Annotated in this window: 23 protein-coding genes; 12 read left to right on the top strand and 11 right to left on the bottom strand. The window is 70.0% G+C overall.

Features of this window, described 5'->3' with window-relative positions:
- Positions 1–13 precede the first annotated feature (13 nt).
- Both OG226_RS23215 and OG226_RS23210 read left to right on the top strand, forming a co-directional pair.
- On the top strand, positions 14–1,063 hold the full coding sequence (locus OG226_RS23215) for an ATP-binding cassette domain-containing protein (protein ID WP_329349900.1): 1,050 nt from the start codon (positions 14–16) through the stop codon (positions 1,061–1,063).
- Positions 1,060–1,821, top strand: a complete 762-nt coding sequence (locus OG226_RS23210; RefSeq protein WP_328680551.1) for an ABC transporter permease — start codon at positions 1,060–1,062, stop codon at positions 1,819–1,821. The genes OG226_RS23215 and OG226_RS23210 overlap by 4 nt, the downstream gene beginning before the upstream one ends.
- 298 nt (positions 1,822–2,119) lie before the next feature.
- Here the strand turns inward: OG226_RS23210 and OG226_RS23205 are convergent, their stop codons facing one another.
- Together OG226_RS23205 and OG226_RS23200 are read right to left on the bottom strand one after the other, a co-directional pair.
- Positions 2,120–3,526: a glutamate decarboxylase gene (locus tag OG226_RS23205; RefSeq protein ID WP_329349899.1), complete on the bottom strand. Its 1,407-nt coding sequence runs from the start codon at positions 3,524–3,526 to the stop codon at positions 2,120–2,122.
- Positions 3,527–3,564: 38 nt separating this feature from the next.
- The gene (locus OG226_RS23200) at positions 3,565–4,848 is read right to left on the bottom strand and encodes an ion channel protein (RefSeq protein ID WP_329349898.1); all 1,284 of its coding nucleotides are present in this window, start codon (positions 4,846–4,848) and stop codon (positions 3,565–3,567) included.
- 138 nt (positions 4,849–4,986) lie between these two features.
- Here OG226_RS23200 and OG226_RS23195 point away from each other — a divergent pair, with 138 nt between their 5' ends.
- Positions 4,987–5,751 carry a MerR family transcriptional regulator gene (locus tag OG226_RS23195; RefSeq protein ID WP_329349897.1) on the top strand — a complete coding sequence of 255 codons (765 nt, stop codon included), beginning with the start codon at positions 4,987–4,989 and terminating at the stop codon, positions 5,749–5,751.
- 21 nt (positions 5,752–5,772) lie between these two features.
- On the opposite strand, the gene OG226_RS23190 is transcribed toward OG226_RS23195, so the two are convergent.
- Positions 5,773–6,138: a YbjQ family protein gene (locus OG226_RS23190; RefSeq protein WP_033286147.1), complete on the bottom strand. Its 366-nt coding sequence runs from the start codon at positions 6,136–6,138 to the stop codon at positions 5,773–5,775.
- A gap of 141 nt (positions 6,139–6,279) precedes the next feature.
- Between OG226_RS23190 and OG226_RS23185 the strand changes: the two genes are divergently transcribed.
- Complete coding sequence (locus OG226_RS23185) at positions 6,280–7,224, top strand: DedA family protein (protein WP_329349896.1); 945 nt, start codon at positions 6,280–6,282, stop codon at positions 7,222–7,224.
- A gap of 95 nt (positions 7,225–7,319) precedes the next feature.
- Here the strand turns inward: OG226_RS23185 and OG226_RS23180 are convergent, their stop codons facing one another.
- Together OG226_RS23180 and OG226_RS23175 are read right to left on the bottom strand one after the other, a co-directional pair.
- Positions 7,320–8,975, bottom strand: a complete 1,656-nt coding sequence (locus tag OG226_RS23180; protein ID WP_328680541.1) for a threonine/serine ThrE exporter family protein — start codon at positions 8,973–8,975, stop codon at positions 7,320–7,322.
- A 104-nt stretch (positions 8,976–9,079) separates the two neighbouring features.
- The gene (locus OG226_RS23175; RefSeq protein WP_026151575.1) at positions 9,080–9,571 is read right to left on the bottom strand and encodes an inorganic diphosphatase; all 492 of its coding nucleotides are present in this window, start codon (positions 9,569–9,571) and stop codon (positions 9,080–9,082) included.
- A gap of 124 nt (positions 9,572–9,695) precedes the next feature.
- On the opposite strand from OG226_RS23175, the gene dacB reads away from it, so the two are divergent.
- From dacB to folE, 6 genes are all read left to right on the top strand, one after another.
- Entirely contained in the window at positions 9,696–11,348 is a 1,653-nt protein-coding gene (gene dacB, locus OG226_RS23170; protein ID WP_329353484.1) for a D-alanyl-D-alanine carboxypeptidase/D-alanyl-D-alanine endopeptidase, read from the top strand.
- An 80-nt stretch (positions 11,349–11,428) separates the two neighbouring features.
- The gene (locus tag OG226_RS23165) at positions 11,429–12,553 is read left to right on the top strand and encodes a zinc-dependent metalloprotease (protein ID WP_328680535.1); all 1,125 of its coding nucleotides are present in this window, start codon (positions 11,429–11,431) and stop codon (positions 12,551–12,553) included.
- Positions 12,554–12,746: 193 nt separating this feature from the next.
- The gene (gene tilS / locus OG226_RS23160; RefSeq protein ID WP_329349895.1) at positions 12,747–13,787 is read left to right on the top strand and encodes a tRNA lysidine(34) synthetase TilS; all 1,041 of its coding nucleotides are present in this window, start codon (positions 12,747–12,749) and stop codon (positions 13,785–13,787) included.
- Between the two features lie 65 nt (positions 13,788–13,852).
- The gene (gene hpt / locus OG226_RS23155; RefSeq protein WP_019064278.1) at positions 13,853–14,413 is read left to right on the top strand and encodes a hypoxanthine phosphoribosyltransferase; all 561 of its coding nucleotides are present in this window, start codon (positions 13,853–13,855) and stop codon (positions 14,411–14,413) included.
- 186 nt (positions 14,414–14,599) lie between these two features.
- On the top strand, positions 14,600–16,633 hold the full coding sequence (gene ftsH / locus OG226_RS23150) for an ATP-dependent zinc metalloprotease FtsH (protein WP_329349894.1): 2,034 nt from the start codon (positions 14,600–14,602) through the stop codon (positions 16,631–16,633).
- A 133-nt stretch (positions 16,634–16,766) separates the two neighbouring features.
- The gene (gene folE, locus OG226_RS23145) at positions 16,767–17,372 is read left to right on the top strand and encodes a GTP cyclohydrolase I FolE (protein ID WP_318017968.1); all 606 of its coding nucleotides are present in this window, start codon (positions 16,767–16,769) and stop codon (positions 17,370–17,372) included.
- 95 nt (positions 17,373–17,467) lie between these two features.
- On the opposite strand, the gene OG226_RS23140 is transcribed toward folE, so the two are convergent.
- The 6 genes from OG226_RS23140 to OG226_RS23115 all read right to left on the bottom strand — a co-directional run bounded on the left by OG226_RS23140 (position 17,468) and on the right by OG226_RS23115 (position 23,089).
- Positions 17,468–17,956 carry a DUF3180 domain-containing protein gene (locus OG226_RS23140; RefSeq protein ID WP_328680526.1) on the bottom strand — a complete coding sequence of 163 codons (489 nt, stop codon included), beginning with the start codon at positions 17,954–17,956 and terminating at the stop codon, positions 17,468–17,470.
- 59 nt (positions 17,957–18,015) lie between these two features.
- A complete protein-coding gene (gene folK / locus OG226_RS23135; RefSeq protein ID WP_329349893.1) occupies positions 18,016–18,627 on the bottom strand; it encodes a 2-amino-4-hydroxy-6-hydroxymethyldihydropteridine diphosphokinase in 612 nt (203 codons plus the stop codon).
- Positions 18,624–18,983: a dihydroneopterin aldolase gene (gene folB / locus OG226_RS23130; protein WP_266769819.1), complete on the bottom strand. Its 360-nt coding sequence runs from the start codon at positions 18,981–18,983 to the stop codon at positions 18,624–18,626. The genes folK and folB overlap by 4 nt, the downstream gene beginning before the upstream one ends.
- Before the next feature lie 302 nt (positions 18,984–19,285).
- Positions 19,286–19,789, bottom strand: a complete 504-nt coding sequence (locus OG226_RS23125) for a nuclear transport factor 2 family protein (RefSeq protein WP_266860398.1) — start codon at positions 19,787–19,789, stop codon at positions 19,286–19,288.
- Positions 19,786–20,694 (bottom strand): dihydropteroate synthase, encoded by a 909-nt coding sequence (folP, locus tag OG226_RS23120; RefSeq protein ID WP_329349892.1) that lies wholly within the window; start codon positions 20,692–20,694, stop codon positions 19,786–19,788. Before folP ends, OG226_RS23125 begins: the two co-directional genes overlap by 4 nt.
- Positions 20,695–21,277: 583 nt before the next feature.
- The gene (locus OG226_RS23115; RefSeq protein ID WP_328680515.1) at positions 21,278–23,089 is read right to left on the bottom strand and encodes a phosphatidylglycerol lysyltransferase domain-containing protein; all 1,812 of its coding nucleotides are present in this window, start codon (positions 23,087–23,089) and stop codon (positions 21,278–21,280) included.
- 223 nt (positions 23,090–23,312) lie between these two features.
- Between OG226_RS23115 and OG226_RS23110 the strand changes: the two genes are divergently transcribed.
- Together OG226_RS23110 and OG226_RS23105 are read left to right on the top strand one after the other, a co-directional pair.
- Entirely contained in the window at positions 23,313–24,449 is a 1,137-nt protein-coding gene (locus OG226_RS23110; RefSeq protein ID WP_328680513.1) for an alpha/beta hydrolase, read from the top strand.
- A gap of 88 nt (positions 24,450–24,537) precedes the next feature.
- Positions 24,538–25,908: a hypothetical protein gene (locus tag OG226_RS23105; protein ID WP_329349891.1), complete on the top strand. Its 1,371-nt coding sequence runs from the start codon at positions 24,538–24,540 to the stop codon at positions 25,906–25,908.
- The last annotated feature ends 5 nt before the right edge of the window (positions 25,909–25,913 follow it).

The following is a 25,913-nucleotide window of genomic DNA, read 5'->3' as shown; positions in this document are numbered from 1 at the left end:
GAAGGGGTGTCCAGTGGCCGACGCGGCGATCATCGTCGAGGACGCGCACAAGACGTACGGGGGCAAGAAGAGCCGGAAGGCTCAGGGGGCTGAGGGGGGTGAGGGGGGTGACGGCTCCAAGGGGGTCAAGAAGGCGTTGGACGGGCTCGATCTGCGGGTCGCGCGCGGCACCGTGCACGGGGTGCTGGGGCCCAATGGCGCGGGCAAGACCACCCTGGTCCGTGTCCTGTCCACCCTGCTGCGGCCCGACTCCGGTCGGGTCGAGGTCGCGGGGTACGACGTGCTGAGCGAGGCCCGCGCGGTTCGCTTCCGGATCGGGCTGCTCGGTCAACACGCGGCGCTGGATGAGGAGTTGGGCGGTCGGCAGAACCTGGAGATGTTCGGCCGTCTCCATCACCTCGGTGCCCGTCCCGCGCGTGTGCGTGCCGATGAACTTCTGGAGCGCTTCGATCTCGGCGACACCGGTCGTAAGCCGGTTCGCGACTACAGCGGTGGCATGCGGCGGCGGCTGGATCTCGCCGCCTCGCTCGTCACCGCACCGGAGATCCTCTTCCTGGACGAGCCGACGACCGGCCTCGATCCGCGCGGCCGGGCCGAGGTGTGGACGGCGGTTCGCTCCCTGGTCGGGGGCGGTACGACGGTTCTGCTCACCACGCAGTACCTGGAGGAGGCCGATCAACTCGCCGATCGGGTCTCGGTGGTTGACCGGGGCCGTGTCATCGCCGACGGGACCCCGGACGAGTTGAAGTCCCGTACCGGTGGTGACCGTATCGACGTCGTTCTGCGTGACGCGGGTCAACTGGGGGCGGCTGTCGCCCTGTTGCCGTTGTCTGCCGGTGACATCCGGGTCGATGCCGATCGGCGGCTGCTCAGTGCGGCGGTCTCCGACCGGATGGCGGCGCTGTCGGGGGTTGTGCGGGCGCTGGAGGAGGGTGGGATCGATGCGGAGGATGTGGCGTTGCGGCGGCCGACTCTGGACGAGGTGTTCCTGCATCTGACGGGGCACGGTGACGGGGCGGGTGCGGGTGCGGACGATCGTGCGAACGTGAAGGAGGCCGTGTGAGTGCCTACGCTCTGACCGATTCGTGGACCATGACCCGGCGTGAACTCGCCCACTGGGCGCGGCAGCCCGTGCAGGTCGTGGTGAGTCTGGTCTTCCCGGTGATGTTGTTGTTGATGTTCGGGTATCTGATCGGGGGTGGGCGGGCCGTCGAGGGTGCGTACGTCGACTACCTGGTGCCGGGGATGCTTGCGTTGACCATGGCCTTCGGTCTTGAGGGGACGATGGTCGCCGTCACGCAGGATCTCAACAAGGGAGTGATCGATCGGTTTCGGTCGATGCCGATGGCCGACGGGGCGGTGTTGGTGGGGCGTTCGGCTGCGGACATGTTGCAGTCGGCGATTGGTCTTGTCGTGCTGATCGGCGTAGGGCTCGGGCTTGGGTGGCGGCCGCATGCCGGGGCGGGGCAATTCCTGGGCGCCGTGGGGCTGTTGCTCTTTTTTCGGTTCGCCATGTTGTGGGTCGGCATCTGTCTGGCGTTGGTGGCGGGGCGGCCCGAGATGGTGCAGGCCGTGCAGATTCTGGTGTGGCCGGTTGGGTTTCTGTCCAATGCGTTGGCTACGCCGGCTGCCATGCCTGGGTGGCTGGGCGTGGTTGTTCAGTGGAATCCGATGTCTCAGACCGCGACTGCCGTGCGGGAGCTTTTTGGTGGGCCCGGGGGAGAGGCGGGGCATGTCTGGGCCGCTGTGGTCTGGCCGATGGGCTTGCTGGCTGTTTTCTTTCCGCTGGCTGTGCGGCGGTTTCGGGGGCTTGGAGGGTGAGTTGTCGGGTGCGGGCCGGTGGGGGCTGGCCGCGCCCACGCGGCGGAGCCGCACATTGACACAGCCTCGCGCCCCTGGGTGGGTGGGGGTGCCGACTTGTGGCTCTGTGCGGGTGCGTTGTGGTTCGCCCGTGGTGCGTTGGGGGGTGGCGCCGCGCCGGGGGGTGTCCGTCCTCGGACTGGCGCGGGGGCTGTTGTTTACCGGCTCGCCCGTGTTTGACGCGCCAACCGCTGCGGGCGGACACCCCCCGACTCGTCGCCTTCTCGCCGTACGCGGGGGGCCGGCCGTGCCGCCCGGATCAGTGGTGGAAGCCTGTTGCCGCTCCCTTGTCGCGGGTGAAGGGGTGGGGCTGGCGGCGTAGTTCGGGGAGGAGACGGGTCAGGTCGTCGAGGAACAGTTCGGCCAGGTCTGCCGAGAATCCGTTGCGGCTTACGATCCGGAGGACCGAGAGGTCCTCGCGGTTGGCCGGGAAGGTGTACGCCGGGACCAGCCAGCCGTGTTCGCGGAGGCGGCGGGAGACGTCGAACACGTCGTACGTCGTGACCTCCGGGGCGGTGGTGAAGGCGAAGACCGGCAACTCGTCGCCCCGGGTGAGGAGTTGGAAGTCGCCCAGGGCCTCGATGCGGTCGGCGAGGCCTCGGGCCACGTCTCGGGTGGACTGTTGGACCGCGCGGTAGCCCTCGCGGCCCAGGCGTAGGAATGTGTAGTACTGGGCCACTACTTGGGCGCCGGGGCGGGAGAAGTTGAGGGCGAAGGTGGGCATGTCGCCGCCCAAGTAGTTGACGCGGAAGACGAGTTCCTCCGGGAGGGCCTCCTTGTCGCGCCACAGGGCCCAGCCGACGCCCGGGTAGACCAGGCCGTACTTGTGGCCCGAGGTGTTGATCGAGGCCACGCGCGGGAGGCGGAAGTCCCAGATCAGGTCCGGGTCCAGGAAGGGCGCGACCATGGCGCCGGACGCGCCGTCCACGTGGACCGGGATGTCGAGGCCCGTGCGCTCCTGGAGTGCGTCGAGGGCGGCGCACAGGTCGGCGATCGGCTCGTAGGAGCCGTCGAAGGTGGAGCCGAGGATGCCGACGACGCCGATCGTGTTCTCGTCGCAGAGTTCGGCCGCCGCTTGGGGGTCGAGGTGGAAGCGGTCGCCCTCCATGGGGACTTGGCGGGCTTCGACCTCCCAGAAGTTGCAGAACTTCTCCCAGCAGACCTGGACGTTGACGCCCATCACCAGGTTCGGGCGGGCCGCCGGGTAGCGGTCCTTGTTGCGCTGTGTCCAGCGGCGCTTGAGGGCCATGCCGGCGAGCATGCAGGCCTCGCTGGAGCCGGTTGTCGAACAGCCGACGGCGGCGGACGGATCCGGTGCGTGCCAGAGATCGGCGAGCATCGCCACACAGCGCTTCTCCAACTCGGCGGTGCGGGGGTACTCGTCCTTGTCGATCATGTTCTTGTCCCGGCACTCCGCCATCAGGACGCCGGCTTCCGGCTCCATCCAGGTGGTGACGAAAGTCGCCAGGTTCAGGCGGGAGTTGCCGTCCAGCATCAGCTCGTCGTGCACGAGCTGGGCCGCCGTCATCGGGGGCAGCGGCGTGTCCGGGAGCCGGTGCTTGGGCGGGGCCTCGGTCATGCCGCCGACCGGATTGGCCTCCCCGTAGAAGGGGTTCACGGACATGGGGCGTTCGGCGGGCTGGTCGGGACCTTGGTGCAACGGCATGGCGTGCCTCCGATAAGGATCAAAAGAACCAACGGGTACTAGCGAACCGGAGTTCCGTCCGCGCGCAACTGCATCTGCGGTCTCCCGGTCACCAGCAGCCAGGCCGGCAACGAACCGATGCACAGGAGGGCGAGGATCGCCGGGGAGGACACGAGGATCGCCGCCGTGAAGAGGCTCACCCAGCCTTGTCGGGTGATCGCGAGGAGCATGCCCAGGACGCCCGCGGCCACCGCGAGTGCCGGGTCCACGGCCGGTACGACCGCGTGGGCGAACAGGCCGAACGCGACGCCGATGAAGACGGAAGGGAAGATGCGGCCGCCCCGGAAGCCGCAGGACGCGGCCACCAGCAGCGCCGCGAGTTTCACGACCGTCATCGTCGCGAACTGGCCCGCCGACCAGCCCTCGGGGTCGGCCGCGAGCTCCCCGACCTCGTCCAGCCCCTTGAAGAGCGTCAGATGGCCGCCCACGGCCGCCAGAAGGCCCAGGACCAGTCCACCGGCCGGCAACGCCAGCATGGGGTGCCTGAGGCGGGAGAAGGCGCCATGGGCGTACGGGAAGAGGTAGACGGCCACCATGCCGAGTGCGGCTGCCAGGGGTGCCAGGACCAGGACGGTCAGCAGGTCGCCCCAGCCGGGCCTGCCGAACGCGGGCAGATGCAGGTCGAAGGTCGGATGGGCCACCAGGGTGGTCGTCATCGCGCCCGCACCGGCCGCGGCGAGCGGCGCGAACACGTTGTCCCAGAGGGCCCCTTTGGTGTTCCGCCCGGCCAGCGCCTCCGAGATGAGCAGCGCCGCCGCTACCGGCGTCCCGAACAGCGCCCCGATCGTCGCCGACTCGGCCAGCGCCCCCCACGCCCCGCCCGGCACCCGCGGCGCCAACTTGCGCCCCGCCCACAGGGCGAGCCCCACGTTCACGGCGATGATCGGGTTCTCGGGACCCAGGCTCGGCCCGCCGGCGAGCATCAGCGCGGTCGCCAGGACGAGCCCCGGCAGCACCATGGGTGGCAGCGGTACGGCCTCCAGGCCGGTGGTCGCCGGATCGGGGCCGGCATGCCCGGGGACCTTCCACACCACCAGTCCGACGACGATTCCGGTGGCCGTCAGCATGACGAGCATCCACAGCACCGAGTACCGGCCGATGCCCAGGGCGTCGGGCAGGTTCTTCCAGAGCAGGTGCTGAAGCTGTTCGGCCGCCTCGCTGACCCCGATGAACAGCAGGCTCGCGAGCACGCCCACGAGGAGAGCGGGGACGATCAACGGCAGCAGGGTGCGCGCCGGGGTCGTAGGGGCAACGGGTGCCTGTTGCGCGCTGTCCTGGGCCACGGGCTCACCATAAGCGGGCAAAACGGACCGAACATCTTGAGAAGGCGAGCACTGCGGGGGCCGTGAGGCTTGTAGGGCTTGCACCTCACGTGGCGTGAGGCCTCAGCGTGGAGCGCGGACACAAGAAGGGAGCGGAAAGTGAGCTACTCCGTAGGGCAGGTCGCCGGGTTCGCCGGGGTCACCGTGCGCACGCTGCACCACTACGACGACATCGGTCTGCTCGTCCCCAGCGAGCGCAGCCACGCGGGTCACCGGCGCTACGGCGACGCCGACCTCGACCGGCTGCAACAGATCCTGTTCTACCGGGAACTCGGCTTCCCGCTCGACCAGGTCGCGGCCCTGCTCGACGACCCGGAGACGGACCCGCGCGCGCATCTGCGCCGCCAGCACGAGCTGCTGACCGCCCGGATCGAGAAGCTCCAGAAGATGGCCGAGGCCGTGGAACACGCCATGGAGGCACGCACGATGGGCATCAACCTCACCCCCGAGGAACGCTTCGAGGTCTTCGGCGACAAGGACCCCGAGCGGTACGCCGAAGAGGCCGAACAACGCTGGGGCGGCACCGAGGCCTACGCCGAGTCGCAGCGCAGGGCCGCCCGCTACACCAAGGACGACTGGAAACGCCTCCAGGCCGAGGTCGACGCCTGGAGCGAGCGCTACGCCACCCTGGTGACCGCGGGCGAACCCCCCACCGCCGAGCAGGCGATGGACCTCGCCGAGGAACACCGCCTGCACATCGACCGCTGGTTCTACGCGTGCTCCTACGAGATGCACATCTGCCTCGCCGGGATGTACGTCTCCGACGAGCGCTTCAAGGCGTTCTACGACGCGATGGCCCCGGGGGTAGCAGAGCACCTGAGGGACGCGATCCTGGCGAACGCGTCCCGGCACACCTCCTCCTAGGAGCCCGGCCCGGGGGTGCCGCTACTCCCGGGCCAGCACCACCGCCGTCCCGTAGGCGCACACCTCGGTGCCCACGTCCGCCGCCTCGGTCACGTCGAAGCGGAACGCCAGGACGCCGTTGGCCCCACGCGCGCGTGCCTGCTCGATGAGCCGCTCCATGGCCTGGTTGCGGGTCTGCACGAGGGTCTTGGTGAGCCCCTTCAGCTCACCGCCGACCATCGACTTCAGACCGGCGCCGATCTGGCTGCCGAGATGCCGTGAGCGCACGGTCAGCCCGAAGACCTCGCCGATCACCTGCTCGACCCGGTAGCCCGGGACGTCGTTCGTCGTCACGACCAACACATCGGCCTGCGGCCCCTGGCCACCGCCGTACTCTTCGATACCCATGGCTCACAGCTTTGTCCTATGGGGTGCACAGTGCATCCTGGAGCCACCGGTGGAACCTGGGACGGACACATCGCGTTGATAGCTTTGTGCGGCTGTACCTGGACGCTGGCACCTCCCTCCACCCCTCAGGAGCCCGGAACCGTGATGACGCTCGCCCTCGGCCCGAGCTGGCTCGATCCGAACACCATGCTCGACCGGTTCGGGATCTGGGGCCTCCTGCTCGTGGTCTTCGCGGAGTCCGGCCTGCTCATCGGGTTCTTCCTGCCGGGTGACTCCCTGCTCTTCACCTGCGGCCTGCTGATCACCGCGGGCACCCTCGACTTCCCACTGTGGGCGGCCGTCGCGCTGATCTGCGTCGCCGCGATCCTCGGCGACCAGGCGGGCTACGTCTTCGGCAAGAAGGTCGGCCCCTCGCTCTTCAACCGCCCGGACTCACGCCTCTTCAAGCAGGAGAACGTGGTCAAGGCGCACGAGTTCTTCGAGAAGTACGGCCCCAAGTCGCTTGTCCTGGCCCGCTTCGTGCCGATCGTGCGCACCTTCACGCCGATCATCGCCGGCGTCAGCGGCATGAAGTACCGCTCCTTCATCACGTTCAACGTGATCGGCGGTGTCCTGTGGGGCGCGGGCGTGACCCTGCTCGGCTCCTGGCTCGGCAACATCGACTTCGTCCACAAGAACATCGAAGCGATCCTCATCCTGATCGTCCTGATCTCCGTGGTCCCGATCATCATCGAGTTCCTGCGCGCCCGCTCCAAGGCCAAGAAGAACCCCCAGGGCCCCCGTGACCCCCAGGAACAGCCCGGCGACCCGGCCGCGACCCAGCCGTTCCCGGTGATCATGGACGACTCGACGACTCAACTCCGGCGAGTGGAAGAGCCCCAGCAGAACACCGGATACGACCAGAACAACGGCTACGACCAGTACTACGCGCAGCCCCAACAGCAGCAGCCGTACCCCCAGCAGACGTACCAGCCCCAGCAGCAACAGCCGTACGGCAATGAGCAGTACGGCAACCAGCAGTACCCCCCGTACGACAACCAGGGCCAGGGTCAGGGTTACTCCCAGAACGGCTACCCACAGGGCTAGCGACAGCGCGCCCCATGGGGGCGCGGGGAACTGCGCGACCAGCCACAACGGACCCGCACCCGCCAACGGACAACTCATCGCGAGCTATGAGGCGTTCAGAAACCCCGAGTCCGCTTGGCCGCCCGCCGCGCCCCCGCGGACGCCCCCGGAATCCGCAGGAACAACCGCGAGATCTCCGACCCCAGATTGACCCCGATGGCGATGGCCATGGCGAGAGACGCCGCCGTGGCCAACGACACCAGCCCCTTGTCGACCTCGTTCTGCGCGATGGCCAACAGCCCGAAGTACGTGGCGGACCCCGGCAACAGGGGCCCGATCGCCGCGGTCGTGTAGGGCAACGCCGACGCGAACCGGTACCGCGACAGCAGCTGCCCGAACAGCCCGACCAACCCCGCCGCAACGGCCGTAGAGGCAACCGGCGAGATCCCCGCGACGAAGTGCATCGCCCCGTAGACGGACCAGGCGACACCCCCGTTGAGGGACACCAGGAGCACGGTGGATCGTTCCTGCTGGAGCAGTACGGCGAAGGTCAGCGACAGCAGGACGGACGCGCCGATCTGCCACAGCGGCCGGTCGGAGTTGCCGAGGGCGACGTCGGGATTGAGCTGGGCGCCGAGCTTCACGCCGAAGTACAGGACGATCAGGACGCCGGCCACGATGCCGACGAAGAAGTACATGACCTCCAGGAGCCGGGCCGCCGCAGTGATGTAGAAGCCGGTCAGTCCGTCCTGTACGCCCGCCACCAGCGCCCGCCCGGGCAGCAGGGCGAACAACCCGCCGGTGATGACCGCGGAGGCCTTCACATCGACGTTGGCGACCGTGAGGGCGACCCCTATCGCGGCGGGCGGCATCGCGGCGACCGTGAACTGGTAGAACTCCGGCAGCCCGCGCCCCGCGCACAGCCACGCCAGCCGGTCGCCGAGCATCGCGCCGAGCGCGGCGGCGAAGAACACGATGATGTCACCGCCGACGAGCACGGAGGCGGCGCCGGCGAGCAGCCCGCTGGCGGAGGTCAGCACCCAGCCGGGGTACGGGTGCCGGTTGCGCCGCATCTCCGCGAGCCGCCGGTAGGCGTCCTCCAAGGAGAGCGCGGTCTCCGGGTCGCTGAGGTCCTGGACCAGCCGGAACACGGCCGCGAGCCGCGTGTAGTCGGTGCCCCGGCGCCGTACGGTCCGGGACGCGGTCACCGGATCGTCCACCAGGGAGGGCTGATAAGAGATCGAGAGCAGGGTGAAGGTGACGGTCGGCTCGCAGCGGTCGAGGCCGTAGGAACGGCAGACCGCGAACATCGCCGCCTCGACGTCCTCGGCGCCCTCGCCGCCCGCGAGCAGCAACTCGCCGATGCGGAGCGTCAGATCGAGCACGCGCGGTGCGGCGGGGCCGCTGTCGTCGGGCTTCTGCACCGGCTCCGGGGCGGGCCGCTCGGCCACCGGCATCCGCAGCATCGTGCGCATGCGGTCCTGCCAGGGCACGTCCTTGGTGAGACTGACGACGGGGATCCCGGTCGGCGGGGTGAAGGCGGGCGGTGCCTTGCGCGCGCTGTAGAGGCTGGGCGGACTGAACGCCGACCCCTCGGAGTCCTCGACGGCCGGCGCGGGCGTCATGTCGAGCCCGCTCGGAACGGCGAACTCCGATGTCGTGGACGACTCCCCGTCAGCTGCCGCCACGACCGCCGCCTCGACGCCCACCGGAGCCGTGAAGGCACTCCTGGCCTCGTCCGACTGCGGCTTGCGGTCCTCGGCTTCCGTCACTCCGTAGCACTCCCTGTACGACACCTCCAGTGATCCTCAGTATGCGCACAGACATGGAAACGGGCCGCACGCGTGTGCGTGCGGCCCGTCAGTGCGCCGGGGGCTCAGTGGCCGCCCTGCTCCTTGAGTCGCTTGTACGAGCGCTCGATCTCCGCCTCGGCGTCCACGCGGCCCACCCAGTTGGCACCCTCGACCGACTTGCCGGGCTCCAGGTCCTTGTAGACCTCGAAGAAGTGCTGGATCTCCAGGCGGTCGAACTCCGACACGTGGTGGATGTCACGCAGGTGCTCCACACGCGGGTCGGACGCCGGGACGCACAGCAGCTTGTCGTCGCCGCCGGCCTCGTCGGTCATCCGGAACATGCCGATCGCACGGCACTTGATGAGGCAGCCGGGGAAAGTCGGCTCCTCCAGGATGACCAGCGCGTCGAGCGGGTCGCCGTCCTCGCCGAGAGTGTTCTCGACGAAGCCGTAGTCGGCCGGGTAACTGGTCGAGGTGAAGAGTCGACGGTCCAGGCGGATCCGACCGGTCTCGTGGTCCACCTCGTACTTGTTCCGCGAACCCTTCGGGATCTCGATCGTGACGTCGAACTCCACCGGTGGCTCCTCCATGATCAGCACATGTTTCTGGTGGTTAAGTGTCCCTCACGCAGGTGTGTGATCGCGAAAGGGGCTGGTGGTCGTGCCGGAGCTGAGGCCTTGGCAGGCCGCGAGACCGCAGATGGCGCGGGTCGCGCGAGCCGTTCGGCCCCGTCTCAAGCGGGCCGCGCAATCCGTGAAACCGCAGGTCACGCGGGTCACGCAGGCCGTGAAGCCGCAGGTCTCGCGGCTCACCGAAGCCGCGAGACCACAGGCCACGCGGCTCACCGAAGCCGTGAAACCGAAGGTCGCCCGGCTCGTCGGATCCGTGTCACCTCAGGTCGCGAAGTTGCCGCGGCCGAACAGGACCTGGCAGTTCACCGCCGTCGCCGCCACCGCCGGAATGGCGCTGGCCGCGGGTGTGGTGACCGCCGCCGGTCCCTGGGACTCCTCGGGTCAGCGTACGGCCGAGCGGGACTACGCAGCCGCACAGGAACAGTCAGGTGGCGTAGATCACGGACGTAATTCCGATACGTCCGCCAAGGCGCCCCGACCCGCCCCCAGCGCCGCATCCGTCCTCGTCGGCCTCGGCGGCGCCGCCAGCACCGTGAAGTCGGCCCCGACCGGCACGGCCCTCGCGGACGCCCTCACGCCGCTCCTGGGCGACTCGGCGCTCGGCACCCGCCACACGGCCGCCGTGGTGGACGTCTCGACCGGAAAGCGCCTCTACGGAGTCGGCGCCGACGACGCGTTGACGCCGGCCTCGACGACGAAGATCGCCACCGCGACGGCCGCCCTCTCCGCGATGGGCGCCGACCACCGACTCACCACCCGCGCCGCCCTGGAGCCCGACACCAAGGAACTCGTCCTGGTCGGCGGCGGCGACCCGACGCTGACCGCCCACAAGGACGCCGAGGGCTGGGCCAGCCTGCGCACCCTGGCCGACAGGACGGCGGTGGCCCTGAAGAAGCGCGGCCTGAGCGAGGTGACGCTGTCGTACGACAAGACCCTGTACTCCGGTGCCGAACTCCACCCGATCGGGGCCAACGAGAACCTCGCCCCGGTCAGCGCCCTGATGGCCGACGAGGGCCGTATGGACGACTCGTCCAGCGGCCAGGTGCGGCGCGTGACGGACCCGGCGGCGGACGCGGCCGAGAAATTCGCGGGCTTCCTAAAGAAGCACGGCATTACGACGTCGTCCCCGGGCCCCTCCAAGGCGACCGGACGCGCCGCCACCCTCGCCACGGTCTCCTCGCCCCCGCTCTCCGACATCGTCGAGCGGATGCTGACCAACAGCGACAACGACATCGCGGAGGCCCTGGCCCGCCAGACCGCCGTGGCGACGGGCGAGCGGGCCGACTTCGACGGCGGCGCCGCCGCGATCCGGGCCCAGCTGACAAAGCTCCAACTCCCGGTCAAGGGCGCCGTGTTCAACGACGGCAGCGGCCTGAACCGTGACGACCGCCTCACCGCCGACCTCCTGACCGCCCTCCTGGTCAAGGCCGGTTCCCCGGCCCACCCCGAACTCCGCCCGGTCCTCACCGGCCTCCCCGTCGCCGCCTTCACCGGCACCCTGACGACCCGCTACACGGACGCGACGGGAGCGGCGGGGGTGGTCCGCGCCAAGACGGGCACCCTGACGGGCGTCAACACCCTCGCGGGCACGGTCGTGGACAAGGACGGCCAACTCCTCGCCTTCGCCTTCATGGCCTCCAACACGACGAACACCCTGGAGGCCCAGGCGGCCCTGGACCACACGGCGACGGCACTGGCGGCCTGCGGCTGTAGCTCGTAACCGGGTGCCGTTCAGGCAGACGCTCACCTGACCGACCTCGCAGCCTGCCCCAAGCGGCAGCGCTCACGTACGGTTGACGCATGACGAGCATCGGTGGTGCCGAGATGGTCGACTGGAATCTCGCGGTGGCGACCGCGACCCGACTTGTGCGGCCGGGCCCCGAGGTGAGCCGTGACGAGGCCCGGGCCGTCGTCGCGGAGCTGCGCCGACATGCGAAGGCCTCGGAGCAACACGTCCGGGGGTTCACCCGGATGGGCACGGACGACATCCACGACACCCCGATCCTGGTGGTCGACCGCCCCGGCTGGGTGCGGGCGAACGTCGCCGGGTTCCGGGAGGTCCTCAAGCCGCTGCTCGACAAGATGCAGGAGCGGCGCGGCAACACCCCCGGGGGCGCCGTTTTCGGCGCGGTCGGCGGCAAGGTGACCGGCGTCGAGCTGGGCATGCTGCTGTCGTTCCTGTCCTCGCGGGTGCTCGGCCAGTACGAGACGTTCGCCCCGGCGTCCCGCGAGCTGCCGGCGGGAGCGAAGGGCGGGCGGCTGCTGCTGGTCGCGCCGAACATCGTGCACGTGGAGCGCGAACTCGACGTACAGCCCCACGACTTCCGCCTGTGGGTGTGCCTGCACGAGGAGACGCACCGCACGCAGTTCACGGCCGTGCCCTGGCTGCGTGACCACCTGGAGGGCGAGATCCAGTCGTTCTTGGGGGAGACCGAGGTCGACCCCATGACGGTCCTGGAGCGCATCCGGGAGGCCGCCCAGTCGTTGGCGGGCGGGCGGCCCGAGGGCGAGGAGGACGACGACGAGGGCCGGTCCCTCGTGGAGATCGTGCAGACGCCCGCGCAGCGGGAGATCCTCAGCCGGCTCACCGCCGTGATGTCCCTCCTGGAGGGGCACGCCGACTTCGTGATGGACGGCGTCGGTCCGGACGTGGTGCCGAGCGTCGCGGAGATCCGCGAGAAGTTCCAGCAGCGCCGCGCCAAGGGCGCCTCCCGGCTGGACTCGGCGCTGCGCAAGCTGCTCGGCCTCGACGCCAAGCTGCGGCAGTACCGGGACGGCGAGCGGTTCGTACGCGCGGTCGTCGAACAGGTGGGCATGGACGGCTTCAACCGGGTGTGGACCTCGCCGAACACGTTGCCCACGAAGACGGAGATCGCCAAACCGGCGGACTGGGTCGCGCGGGTGCACCGCAAGGCCGAGTCGTGAACCGGTCGCGGATGTGGTGAAAGGGATTCGGCCGACGGCAGGCGAACGCCCCCGCAATCACCCGTCCGAGGGACCGTGAGCGATGGGTAGGCGTGCGATGCTCGGGGAACGCCCCGGTTCTGTCACCATCTACACACTCTGAGTGACCGAACCTCGGGCCAACCCCCCGAAAACTTCATGAAGGGAACCGGACATGGGTCCCCATCCTGCGGTCGCGGCGATACGCCTGGCGGTCCGCCGCGTCCTCCACGACATCCTCACCGACCACGAGGCCCTGCAGACCGTCGGCGCCTCCCGGCACACCTCGCACGAGCGCCCGCCCTCGCCGCTCGTGCTCGTCGCATGCTCCGGCGGCGCCGATTCCATGGCCCTCGCCTCCGCCCTCGCCTTCGAAGCCCCCAAGCTGGGCATCAGGGCCGGCGGCATCACCGTCGACCACGGCCTCCAGGCCGGCTCCGACCTGCGCGCCGACGAGGTCGTCCTGCGCCTGCGCGAACTGGGCCTGGACCCCGTGGAAGCCACTTCAGTGACCGTGGGCCGCGAGGGCGGCCCCGAGGCAGCCGCCCGGGACGCCCGCTACGCAGCCCTCGACGACTGCGCCGCACGACACGGCGCCGTCGCCGTCCTGCTCGGCCACACGCGCGACGACCAGGCGGAAACCGTCCTGCTGGGCCTCGCCCGCGGCTCCGGCATCCGCTCCCTGTCGGGGATGGCCGCGGTCTCGGGGGCCGACGGCCGTTACCGCCGCCCCTTCCTGCAGCTCGACCGGCAGACAGCCCGCAAGGCCTGCATGGTCCAGTCGCTGCCCGTCTGGGACGACCCGCACAACGCCGACCCCGCGTACACGCGTTCCCGTCTGCGCCACGAAGGCCTGCCGGCCCTGGAGAAGGCGCTCGGCAAAGGGGTCGTGGAAGCGCTCGCCCGTACGGCGCAGCTCTCCCGGGACGACGCCGACGCCCTCGACACCTGGGCCAGCCAGGCCGAGGCGTCCGTACGGGACGCCACCGGCCTCCTGGAGTGCGCCAAGCTCTACGCCCTGCCGCCCGCCGTACGCCGTCGCATCCTGCGCCGGGCCGCCATCCAGGCCGGCGCCCCGGCCGGTTCGCTGTTCGCCCGTCACATCGAGGAAGTCGACCGCCTGATCACCGGCTGGCGCGGCCAGGGAGCCATCAATCTCCCGGGCAAGGTCGTCGCCCGTCGCCAGGGTGGCAGACTGGTGATTCGGCAAGGCTGAATCGACACCCCCTCCGGGCCTCCGGGGGAGGGGCCAGGTAGTAGCCGGTTGGACGACCGAAAGTGATGCGGGTGGACGCGAAAGACATGGGTGACGACCTCCAGTCGGTGCTCATCACCAAGGAAGAGATCGACGCGAAGCTCGTGGAGCTCGCCGCGAAGATCGACGCGGAGTACGCGGGCAAGGATCTGCTGATCGTCGGCGTCCTCAAGGGCGCGGTGATGGTCATGGCGGACCTCGCCCGGGCGCTGTCCACCCCCGTCACCATGGACTGGATGGCCGTGTCGTCGTACGGCGCGGGCACCCAGTCCTCCGGTGTCGTGCGGATCCTCAAGGACCTCGACACCGACATCAAGGGGAAGCACGTCCTCATCGTCGAGGACATCATCGACTCGGGTCTGACCCTGTCCTGGCTGATCTCCAACCTCGGCTCGCGCGAGCCCGACTCGTTGAAGATCTGCACCCTGCTCCGCAAGCCGGAGGCGGCCAAGGTCGCCATCGACGTGGAGTGGGTCGGCTTCGACATCCCGAACGAGTTCGTCGTCGGCTACGGCCTCGACTACGCCGAGAAGTACCGCAACCTGCCGTTCGTCGGTACGCTCGCGCCGCACGTCTACGGCGGCTAGAGCCACTCGGCCCAAGCCCCGTAAGACGATCGGGAACCCCAGCGGGCCTCGCGCCGTTGGAGCATGCAGACGCGTCTCCCAGCCGTCCCGTGCGACTTCGGGCAACATGGCTGGGGTACGGTCAGAAGAACTGTCTTTATCAAACTCACTATGGCAGGAGGGACGGAGCGTTCTCGCTCCGTATGGATGGACGTGAAGCGATACTTCCGTGGGCCGGTCATGTGGATCGTGCTGGCCGTCCTTGCCGTGGTCGTGTTGATGCAGGTCGTCGGCTCGTCCGGCGGCTACAAGACGGTGGACACCGGCCAGATCGTCCAGGCGATCAATGACAACAAGGTCGAGTCGGCCAAGATCACCACCGGTGACGAGCAGACCATCAAGGCCACGCTCAAGGACGGCGTAAAGGTCGAGGGCAGCTCCAAGATCCAGGCGAGCTACATCGGCGACCAAGGCGTGGACCTCGCGGCCACGCTGCAGACCAAGTACCAGGACAAGCAGATTCCGGACGGCTACACGGTGTCGCCGACGAAGCAGAACGCTTTCGTCGGGATCCTGTTGTCGCTGCTCCCCTTCGTCCTCATCGTGGTCGTCTTCCTGTTCCTGATGAACCAGATGCAGGGCGGCGGCTCCCGAGTCATGAACTTCGGGAAGTCCAAGGCCAAGCTCATCACCAAGGACACCCCGAAGACGACGTTCGCGGACGTCGCGGGCTCCGACGAGGCCGTCGAGGAACTGCACGAGATCAAGGAGTTCCTCCAGGAGCCGGCGAAGTTCCAGGCCGTCGGCGCCAAGATCCCCAAGGGCGTACTCCTGTACGGCCCCCCCGGCACCGGCAAGACCCTGCTGGCGCGCGCCGTCGCGGGCGAGGCCGGGGTGCCCTTCTACTCGATCTCCGGTTCCGACTTCGTCGAGATGTTCGTCGGTGTCGGTGCCTCCCGAGTCCGTGACCTGTTCGAGCAGGCCAAGGCGAACGCTCCGGCGATCGTCTTCGTCGACGAGATCGACGCGGTCGGCCGCCATCGCGGCGCCGGCCTCGGCGGTGGTCACGACGAGCGCGAGCAGACGTTGAACCAGCTGCTCGTCGAGATGGACGGCTTCGACGTCAAGGGCGGCGTGATCCTCATCGCCGCGACGAACCGGCCCGACATCCTCGACCCGGCCCTCCTGCGCCCCGGCCGCTTCGACCGCCAGATCGCGGTCGACCGCCCGGACATGCAGGGCCGTCTGGAGATCCTCAAGGTCCACCAGAAGGGCAAGCCGGTCGCACCGGACGTCGATCTGTCGGCCGTCGCGCGTCGTACGCCGGGCTTCACCGGCGCGGACCTGAGTAACGTCCTCAACGAGGCCGCCCTGCTCACCGCCCGAGGCAACCGCAAGCTGATCGACAACTCCATGCTGGACGAGGCGATCGACCGTGTGGTCGCGGGCCCGCAGAAGCGGACCCGGATCATGTCGGAGAAGGAGAAGAAGATCACCGCGTACCACGAGGGCGGACACGCCCTGGTCGCGGCGGCTTCCCCGAACTCCGACCCGGTGCACAAGATCACGATCCTCTCCCGAGGCCGTGCTCTGGGCTACACGATGGTCCTGCCGGAAGAGGACAAGTACTCGACCACGCGCAACGAGATGCTCGACCAGCTGGCCTACATGCTGGGCGGTCGCGCGGCCGAGGAACTGGTCTTCCACGACCCGACCACGGGCGCCGCGAACGACATCGAGAAGGCCACCGCGACGGCCCGCGCGATGGTCACGCAGTACGGCATGACCGAGCGCCTCGGCGCGATCAAGTTCGGCGGCGACAACACCGAGCCCTTCCTGGGCCGGGAGATGTCGCACCCGCGTGACTACTCGGAAGAGGTCGCCGCGCTCGTCGACGAAGAGGTCAAGAAGCTCATCGAGAACGCGCACAACGAGGCCTGGGAGATCCTGGTCGAGAACCGTGACGTGCTCGACGCGCTCGTGCTCCAGCTGCTGGAGAAGGAGACGCTGAACAAGGAGCAGATCGCCGAGGTCTTCACTCCGATCATCCGGCGTCCGGCCCGTCCCTCCTGGACCGGCTCCTCCCGCCGTACGCCGTCCACCCGCCCGCCGGTGCTCTCCCCCAAGGAGCTGTCACTGACGAACGGGACGAACGGCGCGGGTCCCGCGATCACCGCCGGTGCGACCACCGAGTCCTCTCCCACGCTGGAGAAGGCCCCGGAGGACCGCACCGACAACTGACGCGAGTCTCACACGGTCCGAAATGGAAGCCGCGCCCCCCTGGATTTAGCCTGGGGGGCGCGGCTTTTCCATATGCCCGCAACTGAGGCGTGTGTCCGCACACGCGCGACCCGCACAGGAACGAGGCACCGACATGACCGACCCCGTGACGCTCGACGGCGAGGGAGCGATCGGCGTCTTCGACGAGAAGCGCGCCGAGAACGCCGTACGCGAACTGCTGATCGCGGTCGGCGAGGACCCGGACCGTGAGGGGCTGAGGGAGACGCCGGCGCGGGTGGCGCGGGCGTACAAGGAGATATTCGCGGGGTTGTGGCAGAAGCCGGAGGATGTGCTGACGACGACGTTCGACCTGGGGCACGACGAGATGGTCCTGGTGAAGGACATCGAGGTCCTCAGCAACTGTGAGCACCATCTGGTGCCGTTCGTGGGTGTCGCCCATGTCGGCTACATCCCGTCCGCCGACGGGAAGATCACCGGGTTGTCGAAGCTGGCGCGACTGGTGGACGTCTACGCGCGGCGGCCGCAGGTGCAGGAGCGGCTCACGACGCAGGTCGCGGACTCGCTGATGGAGATCCTGGAGCCGCGGGGGGTCATCGTCGTCGTCGAGTGCGAGCACATGTGCATGTCGATGCGGGGGGTGCGGAAGCCCGGCGCCAAGACCATCACGTCCGCGGTGCGGGGGCAGTTGCGGGATCCGGCCACGCGTAACGAGGCGATGAGCCTGATCATGGCTCGCTGACGGTTCGCCTCGCTGGAAGGACCGTGGCGGGTTGTCGGTCGGGTGCGGGTTCGTCGTGGCTGGTCGCGCAGTTCCCCGCGCCCCTTTGGGGCGCCTCAGGTGACCGGGGTTGCCCCTGCCGCGTTGTTGTCGTCGTCCTCCGGGAGCTTGCAGACGCGCTCCAGGAAGAGGGCGGCCACTATGACCGCGATACCCGCCAGGACCGAGAAGCCGGCGTAGATGGCCTGGTCGCGGCGGGCGGGGATGTCCAGGGACTCCAGGAGGTAGGCGCCCGTGCCGCCGTACATGCCGGCGACGAGGGCGGCCACCAGGGCGCTGGCCTGGCCGAAGACGACCGAGCGGGCGGCCATCAGGGGGTCGACGCCCTTGGCGCCGGCGCGGCGCTCCCGCTGGGCCTTGAGGCGGGCGCGCAGGGAGAGCGCCGTGGCCAGCAGGACCACGGCGATCACGGCGAGGACGATGGGCGCGGCCAGCGGGACGCTCGGCAGGGTCCCCACCGCGCTCCACAGCCGGGCCCCCGCCCAGGACAGCACTCCGGCGATCACGAACACGCCGGCCAGCACCCTGATCCGCAGCTCTCTCACGGTGTCCCTTCAGCTCCCCGTGCCCTGTCCGGGCGTAGTGGTCGTCTCGACCTTAACGACTACTCGGGCAGCCGGAGTTCCAGATCCTTGCGGGGCGCGACACCGTCTCGCGTGACGGTGTCGAGGAGAACGGCCACCGGGCCGCGGCCGGGCAACTGCGCCTCGGGCTCCACGTCGTGCCACGGCGCGAGCACGAAGGCCCGCTCGTGGGCGCGCGGGTGGGGGAGCGTCAGGACCGGATCGTCCGAGACGACGTCGGCGTACGCGACGATGTCGACGTCGATCGTGCGCGCGCCCCAGCGCTCCTCGCGGACCCGGTGGAAGGCCTCCTCGACCGCGTGCGCCCGCTCCAGCAGGGAGGACGGGGGCAGGGTTGTCTTGAGGACGACGACCGCGTTGAAGTACGACGGCTGGCTGCCGGGCTCGACGCCCCACGGCTCCGTCTCGTAGACCGGCGAGACGGCCTTGATGCGGACGCCGGGGGTGTCCTCCAGGGCGTCGATGGCGCCCTGGAGGGTCTCCAGGCGGTTGCCCAGGTTCGCGCCGATGGAGATCACGGCGCGCTTCGGGTTGCTGAGGGTGGTGTCGGCGGCGTCCACCTGCTGCACCACGGAGGCGGGCACCGGCTGGACGGTCGGGTCGCTGTGACCCTCGGTGAACGAGAAGGTCATACTCGGCTCCGGGTGATGGTGACGGTCACGTCGTCGAAGGGGACGGTGATCGGGGCGTCCGGCTTGTGGACACGGACCTCGACCTCCTCGACCCCTTCGTGCTTCAGGCAGGTCTGCGCGATGCGCTCGGCGAGGGTCTCGATGAGGTTGACGGGCTCGCCCTGGACGACGGCCACGACCTCCTCGGCCACGATGCCGTAGTGCACGGTCTTCGTCAGGTCGTCGTCGGCGGCGGCCGGCCGGGTGTCCAGGCCCAGGACGATGTCCACGATGAAGGTCTGGCCCTCTTCGCGCTCCTTGGGGAACACGCCGTGGTGCCCGCGGGCCTTCAGGCCGCTCAGCGCGACACGATCCACGCGAATCACTCCTGCAATCGTCGGTGGTGGCCGGTTCGTACCGTGTGCGGGCGGTACCCCGGCCTCGAACGAATCTACCTGCGGGCACTGACAATGCCGGGCCACGGGGGCGCGGGCACTGTCCGGGGCCAGGGGGTTCAACGAGCGTTTCCCCTGGGGAACCCGGTGGCTCATGGGTCGGTAGCCGCCCCTACCCCGGGGTTCGTGATTCCAACCACTTCTTGGTCTCGACGGGTTGCGACGGGACCCGAACGGGGGCGGAAGGGGGTCGGGCGGGTTCTCCTCGGGGGGCGCCTACCCACTCAGGTGGGGGTGTCCTCGCTGTCGTCCTCGTCGTTTTCGGCCAGAACGGGGGACGCGTGGTGCGACCAGAGCTTCCAGCCCTCGGGGGTGCGCCGGAACACGTTCGTGGCGACCACGAGCTGGCCGACCAGCGGGCCCAGTTCGTCGCTGTCGTCGGGGGAGGGCCCGCCGCTGAGGATGTTCTCCGTACAGGTGACCAGCGCGGTGTCGCCGGTCACCGAGACGTGCACGTCGGTGAGGAAGAACTGGATGTACTCGGTGTTCGCCATGATCAGCGCGTACGACCGCAGGACCTCGCCGCGGCCGGTCAGCACCGGCCAGCCCGGGTGCACGCAGGAGATCACGCCGCTGTCCGCCGGGTCGTGGTACTCCTCGTCGACGCCGAGGTCGGCCGGGGTGAGCCAGAGCGCGGACAACTCGTCGAAGTCACCGCGCTCCAGCGTCTCGTAGAACGCGGTGTTGGCGAGTTCCACCTGCTCGACGTCGGTGTGCGGGGCGGTCACAGGGCTCCCTCGGAGCTGGTGTGCGAAGCAGCTCGGGCGCCGGGGGCGCGCGCCCCCTCGACGGCGCGGGCGACGCGTACGGCGTCTGCTGTGGCGCGGACCTCGTGGACGCGCACCGCCCACGCGCCGGCGTGCGCCGCGAGCGCGGAGACGGCGGCCGTGGCGGCGTCGCGCTCGCGCGCGGGCGGGGGCGCGCCCTCGGGGCCTGCGAGGACGCGGCCGAGGAACCGTTTGCGGGAGGCGGCGACCAGGAGGGGGTGGCCGAGGGCGAGCAGGCGGTCGAGGTGGGCGAGGAGGACGAGGTCGTGCTCGGCGTCCTTGGAGAAACCGAGGCCCGGGTCGACGACGACCCGGTCGGGGGCGACACCGCCGGCCAGAACGGCCTCCACGCGTGCGTGCAGTTCGTCGACGACCTCGGTGACGACGTCGTCGTAGACCCCCTTGACGTTGCCGCCCTCCAGGAAGCCGCGCCAGTGCATGACGACGAAGGGGGCGCCCGAGGCGGCGACGACCGGGATCATCGCGGGGTCCGCGAGGCCGCCGCTGACGTCGTTGACGAGGGCGGCTCCGGAGGCGAGGGCGCGCTCGGCGACGGAGGCGCGCATGGTGTCGACGGAGACGGTGACGCCCTCGGAGGCGAGGCCGCGCACTACGGGGATGACACGCTTGAGTTCCTCGGCCTCGTCCACGCGGGAGGCGCCGGGGCGGGTGGACTCACCGCCGACGTCCACCAGGTCGGCGCCCTCGGTGACCAGGTCGAGGCCGCGCTTCACGGCCGCGGTGGTGTCGAAGAAGCGGCCGCCGTCGGAGAAGGAGTCAGGGGTGACGTTCACAACCCCCATGACCGCGCACCGGTCCCACTCCGGAAGGCCCGTGACGCGCCCGCGCCCGCTCTGCTTGCTCATACGTTCAGCGTAGGCCCAGGAGGAGGGGGCACGGCCCTGCGGGCGGGGTGGAGGCGGGCTGGTCCGGTGGGGGAGGGGGACTTCGGGGTGGGGCGGGGTGTGGGTCGGTGCGGTTGAGGGGCGCGCGGGGGGTTGTCGGTGGGGTCCCCGCCCGTGGGCCGGTTTCGCGGTGGTGGTGTGCGGGTGCGTCGTGCCGGCTTGCGGCCTTGGAGCGGGTGTCGGCGGGTGTCGGCCGTTGCTGTGGTCCCCCGCGACCTTCGGCGGAGTGAACAGCGTTCCGGCGGTCGGCCTGCTCCTCGGGGGGAGGGGTACGAGAGCCGGTGAGTGGGGTCCTGGGCCGTGGAACGGTGTCCTGTGGTGGCCCGTCCTGGCGGTACCGGCCTGCGGCCTTGGAGTGCCTGACGGTGGCTGCCGGCCCTTGCCGTCGTCGCCCGTTACGCTCGGCGGACCGGAGCGTGCCCGTCGCCGTAGGGCCCCGTGGTCCCTGCAGAGGACTTCGGGGCGGTCGGGCGGAAACCTTCGGCGCGGTCCGAGCGGTGCCCCCAGCCGGAGCTGAGGGGCCCGCTCGGGCCGCGCCTGTGGGTCAGGCCGCGCGTACATCCCGTTCCGCCAGCCCGTGGGTGCAGGCCGGGGCCGCGACCGTGCGGCGGCGGAGGAAGCGCGGGAGGGGGAGCGCCAGGTTGACGAAGCCTTCCGCCTGCATCGCGGCGAAGCCGATGCGGGGGAGGTCGCCGGAGGCGCGGTAGACGACGAAGCGGGGTTCCCAGCGGGGCTGGAACTTCGCGTTGAACTTGTACAGGGACTCGATCTGGAACCAGCGGGACAGGAAGACGAGCAGTCCGCGCCAGGCGCGCAGCACCGGGCCCGCGCCGATCTTCTCGCCCCGCGCGAGCGCCGCGCGGAACATCGCGAAGTTGAGCGACACGCGCGTGATGCCGAGCTTCGGTGCCGCCTGGAGTGAGGCCACGATCAGCAGTTCGTTCATCCCCGGGTCCGCCGCGCGGTCGCGGCGCATCAGGTCCAGCGACATGCCGTCCGTGCCCCAGGGCACGAAGTGCAGGATCGCCTTCAAGTCGCCGTACTCGCCCGGCTGTTCGTCCGTCTTGTGGGCGGTGGCGATGAAGCAGTCGCCGTCCTCGGGGTCGCCGATACGGCCGAGCGCCATGGAGAAGCCGCGCTCGGTGTCGGTGCCCCGCCAGGCCTCCGCGGCGAGCCGGATGCGCTCCAACTCGCCCTCTCCGAGGTCACGTACACGCCGTACCCGGGTTTCGTAGCCGGCCCGCTCGATGCGCTTCACCATTTGGCGTACGTTGCGCATCGCGCGCCCGGCGAGCGAGAAATCCGCCACGTCGACCACCGCCTCGTCGCCCAGTTCGAGGGCGTCGAGACCGGTCTCACGGGTCCACACCTCGCCGCCCGTCTCCGAGCAGCCCATCACGGCGGGCGTCCAGGAGTGGGCCTTCGCCTCGTCCATGAAGCGCTCGATGGCGCCCGGCCAGGCCTCCACGTCGCCGATGGGGTCACCACTGGCGAGCATCACTCCGGAGACGACGCGGTACGTCACCGCCGCCTTGCCGCTGGGCGAGAAGACGACGGCCTTGTCGCGGCGGAGCGCGAAGTGACCGAGCGAGTCGCGCCGGCCGTGCTTCTCCAGGAGGGCGCGCAGATGCGTCTCGTCCTCCGGGGTGAGCTGCGCGGCCGGGTGCTCGGGCCGGAACGCGAGGTAGATCGTCGTCACGGCGGTGAGCAGCCCCAGGGCGCCCAGTGAGAAGGCGACCGTCCAGGAGGTGCTGCCCTCGTAGTCGACCGGGCCCTCGAAGCCGAACAGGCCGTACAGGACGTGCGTAATCCGATCGGCCAGGCTCGGGTCGCCGACCATGCGCTTGGAGTGGACGCTGACGATGACCAGTCCGAGGACGAGGGAACCGGCGCCCATGAGTACGAAGTTGGCGAGCGCGCGCCACCTGCTGCGCGGGTCGGGCAGCGCCCGGAACTCGTCCCGGTGCAGCAGCAGCGGCGCGAGCAGCGCCGCCGAGATGACGACTCCTATGAGGGAGTGCCGGTACGCGAACTGCGCCACCGCGCCCGCCGGAAGCAGCGCGACGGCGGCCCGCCAGGCCCGGCGCTTGCGCCGCCTGAGCCCGTGCGCGAGGAGCAGCAGCAGCACGCCGGCACTGAGCGAGAGCGCCGCCGCGAAGGGGCCGAGCGCACCCGGCAGCACCTCCGCCATGGTGTGCATACGGCTGTGCCGGAAGCGCGGGAACACCCCCGCGGCGATGTCCAGCAGGCCGACGAGGGCGCAGGCCCTGGCGACGAGCGTGGGAACGACCTCGGGGCGCGGACCTCGGACTATGCGCCGGACCCGACCTGTTCGGCTCGGAACCCCACCCGACATTTCCCCATCTATCCTGACAGACATCGCATCCCGTAGTTCTGCGAGAGACCTTGGATCCGGGCCCGATTCGGGCATCCGGCGACATTGCGCCCTCTAGGACGGTGTCTAGGGGAAGGAGGTTCCTTCCTCACCGAAAAGCCGGTTCAAAGGCAGAGGAAAGCCCGGGGCAAGCGTTCGCGAAACTTGCGTGCGCCATGGGCGGAAAGCGCAGGCGGGGCAGCTGATGGGACTCACGAGCAGGAAAGTGCTGGTACTGGCGGTCGTCTGCGCCGTGCTGCTGTTCATCGGCACAGTATGGCTGTGGCCCCGCCTGGCCAGACGCAACTGGCGGGCCGTCAGCGGACGCGTGGGCCTGCTGCTGGCAACGCAGTTGGTGGTCTTCGTCTCGGTCGGCCTCGGCGCCAACCAGGCCTTCGGTTTCTACGCCAGCTGGGCCGACCTGTTCGGCAAGGAGACCGACCAGGGAGTGGTCGTCGACAACTCGGCGCTCCAGGGCGCGGGCGGACCGGTCCAAGTGGTCGAGACCCGGCGGGTGGACGCACCGGGCGGCTCCTCGCGGCCGCAGAGCGTGGGCCAGGTGCAGCGGGTCGACATAGTCGGTCGTACGACCCACATCGCCACCCCCGCGTACGTGTACCTCCCGCCGGAGTACTTCCAGCCGCAGTACCGCACGCGCTCGTTCCCGGCGACGGTCGTCCTCACGGGGTACCCGGGCACCGCCCAGGCGCTCGTCGACAAGCTGAACTACCCGCGCACGGCCCTGCAGTTGGCCAGGGCGGGCCGGATGCAGCCGATGATCCTGGTGATGATGCGGCCCACGGTGGCGCCGCCGCGCGACACGGAGTGCGTGGACGTTCCGGGCGGGCCGCAGACCGAGTCGTTCTTCGCCAAGGACCTTCCCGACGCCGTGGCGGCCCACTACAGGGTGGGCAAAAAGCCCGGGAGCTGGGGCATCATCGGCGATTCCACGGGCGGTTACTGCGCCCTGAAGCTCGCCATGCACCACCCCGGGGTGTACGCCGCAGGGGTCGGCCTGTCGCCGTACTACAAGGCGCCGAGCGACCCCACCACGGGTGACCTCTTCCAGGGCAACGGCAGGCTGCGGAACGAGGCGAACCTGTCGTGGTACCTCAAGCACCGGCCGGCGCCCGACACCTCACTGCTCGTCACCAGCAGCAGGATCGGGGAACACAACTACAAAGACACCCTGAAATTCATCGACCAGGTGAAGGCCAAGAACTCCACCCGTATCGCGTCGATCATCCTGGACAGCGGCGGGCACAACTTCAACACCTGGCGACGGGAGATCCCGCCGGCCCTCCAGTGGATCAGCGGGCGGCTCACCGACTGGTGGAAGTGACCTCTGAATCCGTGTGAGGGAATAGGGGTGGCTGTGTTTTTACCGGGCGGGGCACCATGATTCGCCTACGCGCGGTAAGTTTCTGGCCATGCCACGTGGACGTCACCGCCATTCCCCGCCGTTGCACCGGCTGTTGCCCCCCTCGGCGATCGCAGGCGTGTCGCTCGTCTGTGCCTTCGGGCCCTGGGTCTTCTCGCAGCCGGCGGCGCTCCGCATAGTCGCGGCGATCGCCGCCGCGACCGCGCTCGTCGGGGCGGCGTTCATGCGCCGCTGGGACACACAGGCGGGCAAGCAGGTGGCCGACCTGATACGCGCGCGTACGAGCGACGAGTGGCGCTACGAGGAGCGGCTCGCCGAGCTTGAGTCCGACCTCGACGAGTCGCGCGAACTCCGCGTCAAGCTGGAGCACAAGCTGCGCGCCAAGCGCACGGAGCTGGCGGGCCTGCGCAACGAACACGCGGCCCTGCTGCGCCGGTACGCCACGGCCGAGACCGAGCGAGCGAGCGCCCTGGAGGGCCGCCGCCTGCTGGAGATAGAGGCCGCGGAACCCGCGCGCGCGTTGCCACCGGTTCCGGCGGACGGCGACGAGGACGCCTCGGCGGACGTGGACGCGAACGCGGACCTGGAGCTCCAGGACGACGATGTCGAGACGGACGACACCGAGGCTGTGGCTGCTTCGGTCGACTCCGAGGACGAGACGGACTCCGACGACGAGACCGACACCGACGCCGAGGGTGACACCGAGGACGACGAGTCGGAGGCGGCCGACGTCGTCGCGGACTCCGAGGCCGTAGCGGAGAAGCCCGCGGAGTCCACGGTGTTCTCCCCGGAGGGGTCCAAGCTGTTCCTGCGCGCCAAGGCGGCGCTGGTCCGGCTCGACGACGACAAAGAGACGCCGGCGCCCGCGCCGAAGGGCTCCGCGCCGAGCGACCCCGCGCCGAAGGACCTCGCTCCGAAGGACGACGACTCCGCGCGGCCCGAGCCCGCCCCGGTGCGGGCCGACAGCGGCGGTACCGGGTCGGAGGCCGCGCAGGAGGACGAGGCGGAGGGGAAGCCCGAGGCGGTCGACGGGCATGAGCACGCGGCCGCCGTTCCCCCGGCCGCGAAGCCCGCACCGCCCGCCCCCTCCGCAAAGCCGTCCGGGCACTTCACCGTGCCGACCGCGGTGGCGGTCGTACCGGCGTCTCCCGTACGGCGCCCGATGATCGAGGGGGGCTTCGACTTCTTCGGCATGCAGAAGGGCACGACGTCCGCCGCGATGGACGCCGTGCAGAACCAGGATCTCGCCGACGTGGTGGGCGAGGAGGCCCTCGCCGTGCACAAGGCGGAGGCGGAGGCGCAGTTCAAGCCGGCCGACGAGCGGTCGCGCGATGTCGGCGCCGGCCAGGTCATCGACCTGACGGCCCACGACGAGACCGAGCAGATCAACCTCCACGGGCTGCGCAGCGCCGCCTCCTGACCGAC

This window comes from Streptomyces sp. NBC_01261, assembly GCF_036226385.1.
Classification (GTDB): Bacteria; Actinomycetota; Actinomycetes; order Streptomycetales; family Streptomycetaceae; genus Streptomyces.
Note: the sequence above shows the minus strand (reverse complement) of the source record. Positions and strands in the feature narration are given on the sequence as shown.